This is a genomic window from Streptomyces sp. NBC_00370, assembly GCF_036084755.1.
Taxonomy (GTDB): domain Bacteria; phylum Actinomycetota; class Actinomycetes; order Streptomycetales; family Streptomycetaceae; genus Streptomyces.
Genome location: NZ_CP107968.1, coordinates 7,932,058 through 7,943,871, shown reverse-complemented (window position 1 = coordinate 7,943,871; position 11,814 = coordinate 7,932,058). Strand labels below are relative to the sequence as shown.

Annotated in this window: 11 protein-coding genes; 5 read left to right on the top strand and 6 right to left on the bottom strand. The window is 70.6% G+C overall.

Translation table 11 applies throughout. From position 1 onward, the window contains the following. Positions 1-477: 477 nt before the first annotated feature. Positions 478-2,178: a SpoIIE family protein phosphatase gene (locus OHS57_RS34770; RefSeq protein ID WP_078863847.1), complete on the bottom strand. Its 1,701-nt coding sequence runs from the start codon at positions 2,176-2,178 to the stop codon at positions 478-480. Positions 2,179-2,319: 141 nt separating this feature from the next. On the opposite strand from OHS57_RS34770, the gene OHS57_RS34765 reads away from it, so the two are divergent. Beyond that, the gene (locus OHS57_RS34765) at positions 2,320-4,107 is read left to right on the top strand and encodes an ABC transporter ATP-binding protein (protein WP_328584527.1); all 1,788 of its coding nucleotides are present in this window, start codon (positions 2,320-2,322) and stop codon (positions 4,105-4,107) included. A gap of 87 nt (positions 4,108-4,194) precedes the next feature. On the opposite strand, the gene OHS57_RS34760 is transcribed toward OHS57_RS34765, so the two are convergent. Further along, a complete protein-coding gene (locus tag OHS57_RS34760) occupies positions 4,195-5,043 on the bottom strand; it encodes an oxidoreductase (protein WP_328584526.1) in 849 nt (282 codons plus the stop codon). Positions 5,044-5,152: 109 nt separating this feature from the next. Between OHS57_RS34760 and OHS57_RS34755 the strand changes: the two genes are divergently transcribed. After that, the gene (locus tag OHS57_RS34755; RefSeq protein ID WP_328584525.1) at positions 5,153-6,271 is read left to right on the top strand and encodes an SGNH/GDSL hydrolase family protein; all 1,119 of its coding nucleotides are present in this window, start codon (positions 5,153-5,155) and stop codon (positions 6,269-6,271) included. 57 nt (positions 6,272-6,328) lie between these two features. Here OHS57_RS34755 and OHS57_RS34750 read toward each other — a convergent pair whose 3' ends face one another. Further along, positions 6,329-6,784, bottom strand: a complete 456-nt coding sequence (locus OHS57_RS34750) for an Lrp/AsnC family transcriptional regulator (RefSeq protein WP_443043017.1) — start codon at positions 6,782-6,784, stop codon at positions 6,329-6,331. A 110-nt stretch (positions 6,785-6,894) separates the two neighbouring features. Between OHS57_RS34750 and OHS57_RS34745 the strand changes: the two genes are divergently transcribed. Both OHS57_RS34745 and OHS57_RS34740 read left to right on the top strand, forming a co-directional pair. Beyond that, positions 6,895-7,359, top strand: a complete 465-nt coding sequence (locus tag OHS57_RS34745; RefSeq protein ID WP_328584524.1) for a DUF2000 domain-containing protein — start codon at positions 6,895-6,897, stop codon at positions 7,357-7,359. A 129-nt stretch (positions 7,360-7,488) separates the two neighbouring features. Continuing rightward, a complete protein-coding gene (locus OHS57_RS34740; protein ID WP_041997510.1) occupies positions 7,489-7,773 on the top strand; it encodes a chaplin in 285 nt (94 codons plus the stop codon). 77 nt (positions 7,774-7,850) lie between these two features. Here OHS57_RS34740 and OHS57_RS34735 read toward each other — a convergent pair whose 3' ends face one another. Both OHS57_RS34735 and OHS57_RS34730 read right to left on the bottom strand, forming a co-directional pair. Then, entirely contained in the window at positions 7,851-8,717 is an 867-nt protein-coding gene (locus OHS57_RS34735) for a tyrosinase family protein (protein WP_328584523.1), read from the bottom strand. Positions 8,718-8,747: 30 nt separating this feature from the next. Next, positions 8,748-9,230, bottom strand: coding sequence for a tyrosinase family oxidase copper chaperone (locus OHS57_RS34730; RefSeq protein WP_041994460.1), 483 nt, complete (start codon positions 9,228-9,230; stop codon positions 8,748-8,750). A gap of 199 nt (positions 9,231-9,429) precedes the next feature. On the opposite strand from OHS57_RS34730, the gene OHS57_RS34725 reads away from it, so the two are divergent. Next, positions 9,430-10,449, top strand: a complete 1,020-nt coding sequence (locus OHS57_RS34725; protein WP_063779685.1) for a YihY/virulence factor BrkB family protein — start codon at positions 9,430-9,432, stop codon at positions 10,447-10,449. On the opposite strand, the gene OHS57_RS34720 is transcribed toward OHS57_RS34725, so the two are convergent. After that, a complete protein-coding gene (locus tag OHS57_RS34720; RefSeq protein ID WP_328584522.1) occupies positions 10,384-11,814 on the bottom strand; it encodes an L-fucose/L-arabinose isomerase family protein in 1,431 nt (476 codons plus the stop codon). The two genes, OHS57_RS34725 and OHS57_RS34720, sit on opposite strands and share 66 nt — an antisense overlap.

The window sequence follows — 11,814 nt, the reverse complement described above, 5'->3', positions numbered from 1 at the left end:
GCTGTCGGCGGCAAGCATCGCGGTGCGCACACCGATGGGCCAGGGGGCCAGGGGAAAGTCGGGGCGAACAGGCCGTGACACGGTTCGACCGTATCGGCCCGAAGCGGGACCGAGCGGCCGTCACACCTGCGATTCGCCGGCAAGTGAGCCGAAGGGGCGCGCCGCTGTCGAGAGAGAGCGCGCACAGGCCCGCGAGGAACGAGCGGGGCGTGGACGGTCGACCGTCCACGGAGGCTCAAAGCGCCGCGTTGACCGTCCCGGCCCGCCCCCATCACGTGGCGAGTGAGCCGAAGGGGCGCGCCGCTGTCGAAAGGGAGAGCGCGCGCAGGCCCGCGAGGGACGAGCGGACCGAGCACGGTCGACCGTCGACAGTGGCATAAGGCGCCCCGGAGGCGAACCGAGCCCCTAAAAAAGGGGGGCAGTGGCTTGCAGCGCCCCGGAGGCGAACCGAGCCTCAAAAAAAGGGGGGCGGCCGCTTCACCAGGTCCTGATCCGCTCGGGCGCACCCGCGCCGTCGCGTTGCAGCAGCACCATGGCCACGTCGTCGCTGCCGCCCTGGTCCCCCACCACATGCCCGAGCAGATCGGCCAGTTCCTCGATGTCGGACGGCCCCGAGCTGACCGTCTGCCGGAGCACTTCGAGCCGGTTGCCCAGATCGATGCCCGGCAGTTCCACCAGACCGTCGGTGCACAGCAGCAGCGTCTCGCCGGGGCCCAGCACCCCGCTGGTCACCGGGTAGTTGATGCCGCCGGGACCGGCGAAGTCCGCCGAGAGACCGAGCGGCAGTCCGCCGGCCGCCGCGATCCACTCGCTGGATCCGTCGGCGCGGCGCAGCAGGGCGTCGAGGTGGCCCGCCCGTACGATCCGCAGCTGACCCGTCGTCATGTCCACCTGGACGTAGGTGCAGGTGGCGAAGCGGTCGGTGTCCAGCTCGTTCAGGAACGTCGAGGTGCGGGCCATCGCGGTGGCCGGCGGGTGGCCCTCGGCCGCGTATGCCCAGAGCACCATCCGCAGCTGTCCCATGACCACCGAGGCATCGGTGTCGTGTCCCTGTACGTCACCGATCGTCACGCCCACCTGGCCGCCCGGCAGCGGGATCACGTCGTACCAGTCACCGCCGACGTTCCTGCCGAGCCGCGCGGAGCGGTAGCGGACGGCGACGCGCGCCCCGGGGACGTTCGGGATGTACCGGGGCAGCATCGCCTGCTGAAGCCCCTCGGCGAGGTCGTGTTCCTGTTCGAAGAGCATGGCGCGCTGGAGGCTCTGCGCGATGCTGCTGCCGAGCGTGACCAGCAGATTGCGTTCCTCGTCGCGGAACTCGCCGCGCTCCGGGTAGAGCAGCGCCAGCGCGCCGATCGTCCGGCCCTGGGCGATCAGCGGCAGATACGCGCCGGAGCCGACCCGCAGCGGTTCGATGACGGGCCAGAGCTCCGGGTAGCGCGTGCGGTACTCCTGCCGGGACGAGACGAAGATCGGCCGCTCGGTGCGGACCGCCTCGCTTATCGGCAGCGGTGCCTCGACCTTGGTGGATTCGAGCTGGGGGTCGTACTGGTCGGCGCGCCCCTCGGTGGAGAGCATGAGCCGGCCGCCCTCCAGCACCCCGAGGATCACGTTCACCGCTCCCAGGTGGCCGAGCGCGTCCTCGTCCCGCAGGACGCCCATGACCTCCTTGACCGTGCCGGCACTCGCCAGCAGGGCCGTCGTCCCCTCCACCACGTCGGTGAGTCTGCGGCGCCCCTCGTCCAGCTCGTTGCGCGCGGCCGCCTCGGCCAGCTCCTCGTCGGCGCCGCGCACGATGCCGATGATCCGCAGCGGCTGCTCGCCGTCGTACTTGATGTGTGCCTGGGCGTGGATCCAGCGCAGCGCGCCTCTGGCGTCGCGGATCCGGTAGTACGCGCCGTAGGAGTCCTCGTGGTCGCGGATCGACCGGTTGATGTGTGCTTCGAGGCGGGCCGCCTCGTAGGGCGGGATCTGGTCCGTGACGGTCTGGGGGCGGCTGTCGTAGCTCTCGGCGGGCAGGCCGAGGACTTCCAGCGCCGACGGGTCCAGGTGCAGCAGACCGCTGTCGTAATCCCAGTCGAAACTGCCCATGCGGTTGAGCGCGAGGCTCAAGTCCGGATGGGCGGGCCAGTCGTCCGGCAGGGACACGGCAGCCGGTCCTGCGCCCCCATCAGCCATGCGCCCAGCTTCTCATCGTTTGTCCGGTGTCACCTGTCGAGCGCGGCCCGAAACCGCTTTCCGCCGGGGTCCGTACGGAGGAGACTGCCTGTCTGCACGTCGAGCGCGTGTCATCGCTTCCGAAAGAGGACTTCGCTCCCCATGCATAAACCCGATTGCACCCCGCGTTCCAGCCCGCTGGACCACCACTACTCCGGGGAGCATCCGCTCCGGACTCTCGCCTATCTCTTCCGTCCCGACCGCCGCAGGCTGTTGCTCGCCGTGGCCGTCTTCTCCGTGAAGCACATACCGGTCTGGCTGCTGCCGCTGATCACGGCGAACATCATCGACGTGGTCGTGGACCACAAGCCGGTCGCCGAGCTCTGGTACAACGCCGGGGCCCTCGTCTTCGTCCTCGTCCTGAACTTTCCGCTCGCCGTCCTCTACTCGCGCCTGATGAGCGCCAGCATCCGCAGGATGGGCAGGGAACTGCGCTCGGCGCTGTGCCGGCGGATGCAGTACCTGTCCATCGGGTATCACGCCCGGGTCAGCGCCGGCGTTCTGCAGACCAAGGTCGTACGGGACGTCGAGGCGGTGGAGACGATGACCCAGCAGAGCGCCGACCTGGGGCTCGGCGCCATCATGACGCTGCTCGGCGGGCTCGTCGTGATCGGCTTCCGCACCCCCATCGTGCTGCCGGTGTTCCTCGTCGTCGTACCGCTGGCAGCGCTGCTGGTGCGCAGACTGCGCTCGCGCATCCGCAGCAACAACGAGGAGTTCCGGCTGGAGATCGAACGGCTGTCGTCACGGGTCGGCGAGATGACCACACTCATCCCGATCACCCGCGCGCACGGCCTGGAGCGCACTGCCCTGCATCGCGTGGACAACACGCTGGAGCGGGTGCTGACCACCGGGTTCCGGCTCGACGTGCTCAACGGCCGCTTCGGGTCGCTCTCCTGGATCCTGCTCAACACCATGGCGGTCGCCTGTCTCACCGGTTCGGCGCTCGTCGCCTACTACGGCTGGCTCTCCATATCGGCCGGCGACGTGGTGATGATCAGCAGCTTCTTCACCGCGCTGACCGCTTCGCTGATGACACTGATGAATCTGACCCCGATCATCTCCAAGGGCCTGGAGTCGGTGCGTTCGATCGGTGAGGTGCTGCAGGCGCCCGACCTGGAGAGCAACGAAGGTAAGACGTCCGTCGCCGAGGTCGGCGGCCGGATCGACTTCCAGGGGATGGGCTTCCGCTACCCGGAGGCCGCCGAGCCGTCCGTACGGGACTTCGAGCTGACCGTGCGGCCGGGCGAGACCGTGGCGCTGGTCGGTGCGTCGGGTGCGGGGAAGTCCACGATCCTCAATCTGCTGATCGGCTTCATCCGGCCGACCGAGGGCCGCATCCTGCTGGACGGCTCGGACATGGCGGCCCTGGATCTGCGCACCTACCGGCGTTTCCTGTCCGTCGTGCCGCAGGAGTCGATCCTCTTCGAGGGGACGATCAGGGAGAACGTGACGTACGGCCTGGAGGGCGGCGCCGACGAAACCGCCTTGCGCGAGGCCCTGGAGGCGGCCAACGCGATGGAGTTCGTGCGCAGGCTGCCCGACGGGATCGACACGGTGGTGGGGCAGCGCGGCGCGCGGCTCTCCGGCGGCCAGAAGCAGCGGCTGGCCATCGCGAGGGCGCTGATCAGGGACCCCAGGATCCTGGTGCTGGACGAGGCGACGTCCGCGCTCGACAACCGGTCGGAGGGACTGATCCAGGACGCGCTGACCCGGCTGGTCCGGGGCCGGACCGTGTTCGTGGTGGCCCACCGGCTCTCCACCATCCAGAACGCCGACCGCATCGTGGTGATGGACCAGGGCCGCATCGTCGAGGCGGGCAGCCATCATGAGCTGCTGGCGAGCGGCGGCACGTACGCGACGACGCTCCAGCCGCGCAGGCTCGGGTAACGCGGGCGGGGGTCCCGTACCGGACAGAAGTGCCGGTACGGGACCCCCGCAGCGCCGTGCGTCCGCCGCGGGACACCAGCCGCGCCGTCAGCTGTCGGCCGCGTCCTGCGGGAAGTCCGCCGAGTTGCCGACCTCGGCCCACTCCTCGATCTCGGCCGCCCGGGTCGCCGCCGACATCCGCGCGCTCTCCACCGCACCCGCCCCGAGGAGCAGCCGCAGCGGCGGGTCGTCGAGCCGGGCCACGTCGATGACGGCCTTCGCGGCGCGCGCCGGGTCGCCTGGCTGGTTGCCGTTGTTGGCTTCGCGGTAGCGGTTCATGGCGCCGACGGTGCTGTCGTAGTCGGCGCCGACCTCGTGCCTGCGCATGGACGAGCCCTGCCAGTCCGTGCGGAAGGCGCCGGGCTCCACGATGACGACCTTGATCCCGAAGGGGGCCACCTCGTTGCTGAGGACCTCGGAGAAGCCCTCGACCGCGTACTTGGCGGTCTGGTAGGCGCCCATCCCCGGGGTGCCGCCGACCCGTCCGCCGACGGACGAGTACTGGATGAAGCGTCCCGAGCGCTGCTCGCGCAGCACCGGCAGCGCCGCCCTGGTGACATTGACGACGCCGAAGAGATTGGTCTCGATCTGGGCGCGGTAGTCGTCCTCCGCCATCTCCTCGATGGGGGCGGAGTTGGCGTATCCGGCGTTGTTGGCGACGACGTCGAGCCTGCCGAAGGTGTCGACGGCGAGCCGGACGGCGGCGCGGGCCGCCTCGGCGTCCGTGACGTCGAGGGCGGTGGCCCTGATCCGGTCGCCGTACTTCTGTACGAGGTCGTCCAGTTGCTCGGGGCGGCGGGCCGTCGCGACCACGTTGTCGCCGTCCTCCAGGACCGCTTCGGTCAGTGCGCGGCCGAGACCGCGGGAGCTACCGGTGATCAGCCAGGTCTGAGTCATGTCTGCCTTCGTCTCACGGTTAAGCGATAGTTTTCCTCTCACTTAACGCTAACACCTGATGGGTAGGGTCCTCTTGTCGATCTTCAGCGCGAAAGGACCACGCTCCGCCATGCCGACAGCTCCCGACCCCCGGCCGACCGTCGTCACCTGGGCGGCGAGCGCCGACCGGCTCGGCGAGGCCGTCGCCGACCGCACGCACCGGCTGGTGGTCCGCACCAGCGTCGGGGGCCGGGACCTGCGTGTCCGGCTGTCGAACGCGTTCGGCGAACGTCCCGTGACCATCGGTCCGGTGTACGTCGGAACAGCCGCCGCCGGGGCCGAGGTCGGCGCGGGGACCAACCGCCCGCTCACCTTCGACGGCGCTCCGTCGGTCACGATCCCGCCGGGCGGGGCCGCGCACAGCGACCCGCTGTCCGGCCGGTTCCCCGCGCGGGCCGATCTCGCGGTCAGCCTGTACGTGCCGGACGCGGCCGGCACCGCCACGGGCCACGTACGGGCGGGGCAGACCTCGTACCTCGCCAAGGGCGACCAGGCGGCCGGGCACGGACCGGGCCCCTACATCGAGCAGACCCAGTCGTGGCTGCACCTGGACGCGATCACCGTGCGGGCCGAGCCGGGGACGACCGCGGTGGTGACCCTCGGGGACTCGATCACCGACGGCTCGGCCTCCACGGACGACACCAACCGCCGCTGGCCGGACTTCCTCGCGCGCCGGCTGCTCGCCGACCCGGCGGGCGGCTCGGTGCGCGGCGTCGCGAACGCGGGCATCTCGGGGAACATGCTGCTCGCGGACGGATCGGGCGAGAGCGCGCTCCACCGGCTCGACCGCGACGTCCTCTCCCACGCGGGCGTACGCACCGTCGTACTGCTGGAGGGTGTCAACGACACCAAGGCGGATCCCACGCCGTCGGCGCGGTCGATGACCGCCGCGCTGGAGGAGATCGCCGCCCGTGTCGGCGCGGCGGGGCTGCGGCTGGCCGTCGGGACGATCATGCCGTTCCACGGCTGGCCGGCCTGGTCGGAGACGGCCGAAGCCGTACGGCAGGAGGTCAACGCGTACATCCGCACGGCCGGGACGTTCGACACCGTCATCGACTTCGACCGGACCATGCGTGACCCTCGGGACCCGCTACGGCTACTGGCGGAGTTCGACTGCGGCGACCATCTGCATCCGAACGACGCGGGCATGCGCGCGCTGGCCGAGGCGGTGGATCTCGGCGCGCTGTGAGCCGATCCATGATCCGGTCTGTGCACCGGCCCACATGGCTGACCGGACACTCTTTTGTTATCGACGGTTCGTGTCCGTCGAGGCGCGCGGCTCGCCCGCCGGGTCGATGCGAGGGGTCCTGACATGTTCGTAGGCCAGCGTCGTCTGCACGTCGGCCACCTCACGCCGCTCGGTGAGCCGGTCGATCACGAACGCGTAGACGCCGTTCACGTCCGGCACCGCGACATGCAGCAGGAAGTCATGGGCGCCCGAGGTGACGAAGAGGCCGATCACCTCGGGCAGCCGCGCCGCCCACTCGCGGAACCCCTCGATGACGGGCCGGGCGGGCGGCCGGATCCGGACGGAGATGAGCGCCTGTACGGGCCGTCCCATCGCGTCGAGGTCGACCGTCGCGTGGTAGCCGGTGATCACACCGCGCTCGCGCAGCAGCTTCACCCGTTCCAGGGACGTGGAGGGCGAGACACCGGTCTTCGCCGCGAGATCACGGTTGGTCTGCCGTGCGTCGTTCTGCAACTCCCGCAGAATCGCTTGATCAATCGCATCAAATTTCACGTTGAGCCCCTTTCGGCGCACGACATGCGGAGCCTGGCGACAGATCCAGCATGTATGCCTAGCGTATCCGCATGTCTCTTCCCCAATTGACCAGCGAAGACGTCACCACCCATGAGTCCACCCGCAAGGCCCGGCTGAAGTGGGTGATCGTCGTCGACGAGAACCTGCCCGCGGGCCGGGTGACGAACGCCGCCGCCTGTATGGCGGCGGCCGTCGGCAAGGCGCTGCCCGACCTGCTCGGCAGGGACGGCGAGGACGCGTCGGGCGTCGCGCACCCGGGACTGCCGTGGGCCGGCTGTACGGTCCTGGCGGCCGACGCCGCGACGCTGCGTCAGATCCGTACCAAGGCCGCGGCCAAGGACCAGCTGCTGATCGTGGACATGCCCGAGCAGGCGCAGACCTCGCGCGTCTACGACGAGTACCTCGGTCTGATCGCCGAGGCCGAGAGCGACACCCTCGACTATCTGGCTATCAGCCTGGTCGGCCCGCGCAACACGGTCGACCGGCTCGTCGGCAGGCTCGCCCTGCTGCGCTGATCCGGGGAAGTTTGGGCTCTGGCGCGATCGGTTCGGCATTGATCCGTTACCGAGCGTGAGTCGCGGCGTTGAACGTGCGTGAAGGCCGCACAACAGGCGGCCGTGTTCGAAACGTTCAAGGAGTTCTTTATGTCGCGTATCGCGAAGGCAACCGCCGTCCTGGTCGGCACCGGCGCCGTGCTGGCCGGCGGCGCCGGAATGGCCGCCGCTGACGCCGGTGCGGGCGCCGCCGCCGTCGGTTCCCCCGGCGTGCTGTCCGGCAACCTGCTCCAGGTGCCGGTGCACGTGCCGGTCAACCTGTGCGGCAACACCGTCGACGTCGTCGGTCTGCTGAACCCGGCCTTCGGCAACCAGTGCGCCAACATCTCGGGCGGCCACGACCACGGTGGCGACGAGGGCGGCTACGGCGGCTGAGCCCCACCCCGCTGACCGGCGGCCTCCCGCGTCCCGCGCGGGGGGCCGCCGTTTCCCTGTCCACCGACGGTCAGGGATCAGACCTCGTAGCGGTAGAGGTTCTTGTGGTCGAGGAGCGTGGACGGCCGTACGTCCCACGGGGGCATCGTCTCCTCCAGGCTGATGACCCGGCCGCTCTGCCGATCGTCCTCGGGGAGTCTGCGCTTCGGCAGATAGGTCGCCTTCGGATGCTTCTGCTGCCAGCGGTCCCAGAGCAGGTCGACGAAGGCGTGGTGGAGCCAGAAGACCGGGTCGTTGGGCGAGGCGGCGCCCAGCATCTCCCCGCCGACCCAGCGGTGGACCCGGTTGTGGTTGAGCCACGGCTGTCTGCCGCCGCCGGTCGTCCATCCTTCGAGCCGGTTGCGGAAGCCCTTGGCCGGAGTCGAGTCCCAGGGCGCCACGTCGTACACGCTCTCGTTCAGCGCGCTTGCCAGCTCGGCCTTGGTGGGCAGCACGATCGGGTCGCGGGGGCGGCCGAGGTCGCGGGTGAGGAACCTGTCGTCCGTGACATTGCCGCTGATGGTCCAGTACCCCGCCGAGTACGCGAAGGGCCCGGTCATGACCTGCTGGTCGGACGAGCGGCCCGTACCGCCGAGGAAGTCCTCGCTCCAGAGTGCGGCAGCGGGCGTCCGGTCGACCGTCCAGTCCCAGTACGGGACGGTCACCTTCGGGTCGATCTCGCGCAGCGCGCCTTCGAACTCCAGCAGGAAGCGCCGGTGCCATGGGAAGAACGACGGGGTCATGTGCGCGGCGCGCAGGCCGTTGTCCGCGTCCGGGACGTAGAACTCGGTGTGCGTCTGGACGAAGTCCTCGTACCTGCCGCGCCGTTTGAGCTCCAGGATCGCGCCGACGAAGCTCCTGCGCTCGGCGGCGGTGAGGTTCCGCTGGTTCTTTCTGGTGTACATCCGGTGGGTGCCTTTCCCGCAGTCGCGCTGTCAGATGTCCGAGTGCTCGGGCGGTCGGCTGTGGTGTGTCATCGGTCCCGAGAGCGACAGCCGGGCTCCGCGCAGGTCGTCGACGGCCGCGCGGGCCGTTTCGAGCAGGGTCGGGAACGACTCGTAGTGGTTGACCACGCTCAGATAGCTGCCGTCGGCGCGGCGCATGACGTGCAGGGGCCGGCCGTCGATCCGTACCTCCGGGGTCTCGAACACCACGGTGATCTGCCGGCCCTGGTACATCTCGTCGATGACGGCTCCCGCCGCCGGTTCCGTGCGGCGCGGGCCTGCGCCGGTGAGCCGGCGGCCCGCGTTCACGATGGGGGCGAGCGCCGCCGTGGTGGCGGTGACGACGCCGAGGGTGAACACCGAACGGAGCAGCGCGCGCCGGGTGCGGCCCCCGGCCGGCGGCGGCGCGTCCGCCGGGGGTTCGGGCGGTGCCACGGGTACGGTTCTCGGCTCCAGCTCGATTCCGACTGCCATCACGGCTCCGCTCATCGGTGTACGGGACAAGGGCCAGGGCCCCGAACCGGTCAACGAGACGGCGGCGAAACAGTTATCCGCCGAGGCGGGGCCGTGCGGCATGTGCCGTACCGATACGTTCGGCGTGCCGTGTGCGGTCCTGAACGGGGTAGACGGGTCTGTACTGATGAAACGGCACCGTGAGGACGCAGGAGGCAGCGTGTCCGCCGAAGAGAGCGCGGGGCGTAGCGGGTCGGGCGGGGGTACGCGCCGGGCCAGGCTCGTCGGTGCGCTGCGCCGTACGCCCGTCGCCATGTGGAACGACGACGCGACGGACCGGGCGGCGGCTCTCACGTACTACTCGGTGCTGGCGATCTTCCCTGCGCTGCTCGTGACCGTCTGTTCGATCGGCCTTGCGGGGCCGGGCGCCAACGGGCAGCTGACCGCCCAGGTGACCTCCATCGTCCCCGCCCAGTCGCAGGCGCTGGTGCGCGGCATCCTGGACGGGATGGCGCAGCAGCGGTCGGCGGCCTGGGTGCTCGCGTCGGCGGGCGCGGTGGGCGCCCTCTGGTCGGCCTCCAGCTATCTGGGGGTCTTCCGGCGGGCGCTGCACATGATGCACGGCGCGGTGGATCACCGGCCGCCGTGGCGTACCGCTCCGCGCATCGTGGTGGCGGCGTGCGCGCTGCTCGCCCTGCTGGTGACGAGCGCCTTCACGCTGGTCCTGACCGACGACGCGGCGGACGGGCTCGGCCGGATCCTGGGCGTGGGCAGTGCGGTGAGCGTGGCGTGGAGTGGGCTGAAGTGGCCGCTCATGCTGGCGCTGGCCGCCGTGCTGGTGCTGATCGTGTTCCGTACGGGCCCGCCGGGTACACGCGGGCTGCGCCGCGCCCTGCCGGGCGGCGTGGTCGCCGTGGTGTTCTGGCTGCTGGTCTCGGCCGGGTTCGCGCTCTACACGGCCCACGCGGCGCAGTACAACCGGCTGTACGGCTCGCTCGCCGGCACCATCGTCTTCCTCGTGTGGCTGTGGCTGAGCAATCTGTCGCTGCTGTTCGGCGCGCAGTTCAACGCGGAGCTGGCCAGGTCCAGGAAGCCCGCGCCGCCGGCGGCCGGCGCCGGCACTCCCGTGCCGTCGCCGACCACGTCGTCCGCGGCCGAGGCGGAGACCCGCTCGTCAGACGCTGACCTCCACGAGCTCAAGGTCCGTCAGGCCGGCCAGGGCGCGCAGCTCGGGCAGTAGCCTGCCGGTGGCCAGCGCCCAGTGGTGGCCGACCCCGCTCGCGCTCCAGGCGTCGGTCCACTCCCCCGGGTCGCAGCCGAAGTCCACGCGCGACGTGGTGTTGCCGATCTCCAGCAGGGGCCCGTCCACGACCTCGCCCTCGGCCGCGACCAGCCGGAACCTGCCGTCGCGGCTCTGCCCGAGGCCGACCAGGGTGACCGGGCCGTGGCGTACGTCGAACTCGACGGACACGCCCCAGCCGCGTTTGCCGTGGTAGACGCCGAGCCCCCGCAGCAGCGGTTTGCGGGCGCTGATCGCCAGGTGTCCCGGCCCGTCGTGGCCCATCTCGACCACCCCGGCGGTGAAGTCCAGCGCCTGCAGCTCGGTGAAGGAACCGCCCGCGCCGAGCCGGTCGACGATCAGCATGGCCAGTGACGTGCGCAGTTCGTACTCGCCGCAGGCGGGGATGCCCCGGGCGGTGAGCAGGGACGAGCCGAGGATCATGCCGGCGCCGAGCCGTTCGTGGATCTCGCCGCCCAGTCCCCGGTGGTAGTAGGCGAGGGAGTCCAGATCGAAGTCGGCGACCATCTTGTCGAGGCCGACGGCGACCTTCGCCGCCCAGCGCAGATCGTCCTCGACCACCGTGTCGGCGAGGGTGAACAGCTCACGCGTCTCGTCCAGCTTGACCGTCAGCTCGCTGTCGGAGACCTGGTCCACCCGCACCCGCAGGTCGTCGAATTCCAGGACCTCCATATGGCCGCCGAGATGCGCGGTGACCATCGTCGGGTCGGTGGAGACGTCGTACATCCCCGGGTAGAGGTGCCCCATCAGCCCGTGCCGGCCGCCCCGGAGCACGGAGCGGACCGAGGCGGCGCGGATCCAGCGTCCGATCCGCTGCCAGGCCCGCTCGTCCTCCAGGTAGCCGGAGACGGAGCGGAAGGGCACACCGACGCGTTCGAAGGCGTTCGCCATCTCCGGCAGCGGACAGGCGCCGCAGTACGCCAGCCACTGTCCGGTGTCGAAGGTGGCGTGGTCCATCGACTCGGTGGGCTGGAGGTTGATCAGCAGCACCGGCGCACCGCTGCGCTGCGCGACGGGCACGAGCATGCTCGCCGTCATGTACGTCGTCAGGAATCCGACGATCAGGTCGCAGCCCGCCGCCCGCAGCTTCTCGGCCGCCGCCGCGCCCTCCTGGGCGTCGGAGATGAAGCCGACGTCGATCACCTCGGCGTCGAACTCCCCCATCCGCTCGGTCACCCGGGCCGCCGAGCGCCGCAGCTGCGGCAGCAGATCGGGGAACTGCGGCCAGTAGGCGCCGAGGCCGCCCGCGACCAGTCCGATCCTGGGTCGGCGGGCGACGGCCGGGGTGCGTGTGTGCGTGGTCAT

Bases quoted from the DNA above. Each gene is read 5' to 3' on its own strand.
- OHS57_RS34720 (WP_328584522.1), bottom strand. From the start codon at position 11,814: ATGACCACGCACACACGCACCCCGGCCGTCGCCCGCCGACCCAGGATC.
- OHS57_RS34745 (WP_328584524.1), top strand. From the start codon at position 6,895: ATGTCTCTTCCCCAATTGACCAGCGAAGACGTCACCACCCATGAGTCC.
- OHS57_RS34770 (WP_078863847.1), bottom strand. From the start codon at position 2,178: ATGGCTGATGGGGGCGCAGGACCGGCTGCCGTGTCCCTGCCGGACGAC.
- OHS57_RS34760 (WP_328584526.1), bottom strand. From the start codon at position 5,043: ATGACTCAGACCTGGCTGATCACCGGTAGCTCCCGCGGTCTCGGCCGC.
- OHS57_RS34765 (WP_328584527.1), top strand. From the start codon at position 2,320: ATGCATAAACCCGATTGCACCCCGCGTTCCAGCCCGCTGGACCACCAC.
- OHS57_RS34735 (WP_328584523.1), bottom strand. From the start codon at position 8,717: ATGTACACCAGAAAGAACCAGCGGAACCTCACCGCCGCCGAGCGCAGG.
- OHS57_RS34755 (WP_328584525.1), top strand. From the start codon at position 5,153: ATGCCGACAGCTCCCGACCCCCGGCCGACCGTCGTCACCTGGGCGGCG.
- OHS57_RS34730 (WP_041994460.1), bottom strand. From the start codon at position 9,230: ATGGCAGTCGGAATCGAGCTGGAGCCGAGAACCGTACCCGTGGCACCG.
- OHS57_RS34740 (WP_041997510.1), top strand. From the start codon at position 7,489: ATGTCGCGTATCGCGAAGGCAACCGCCGTCCTGGTCGGCACCGGCGCC.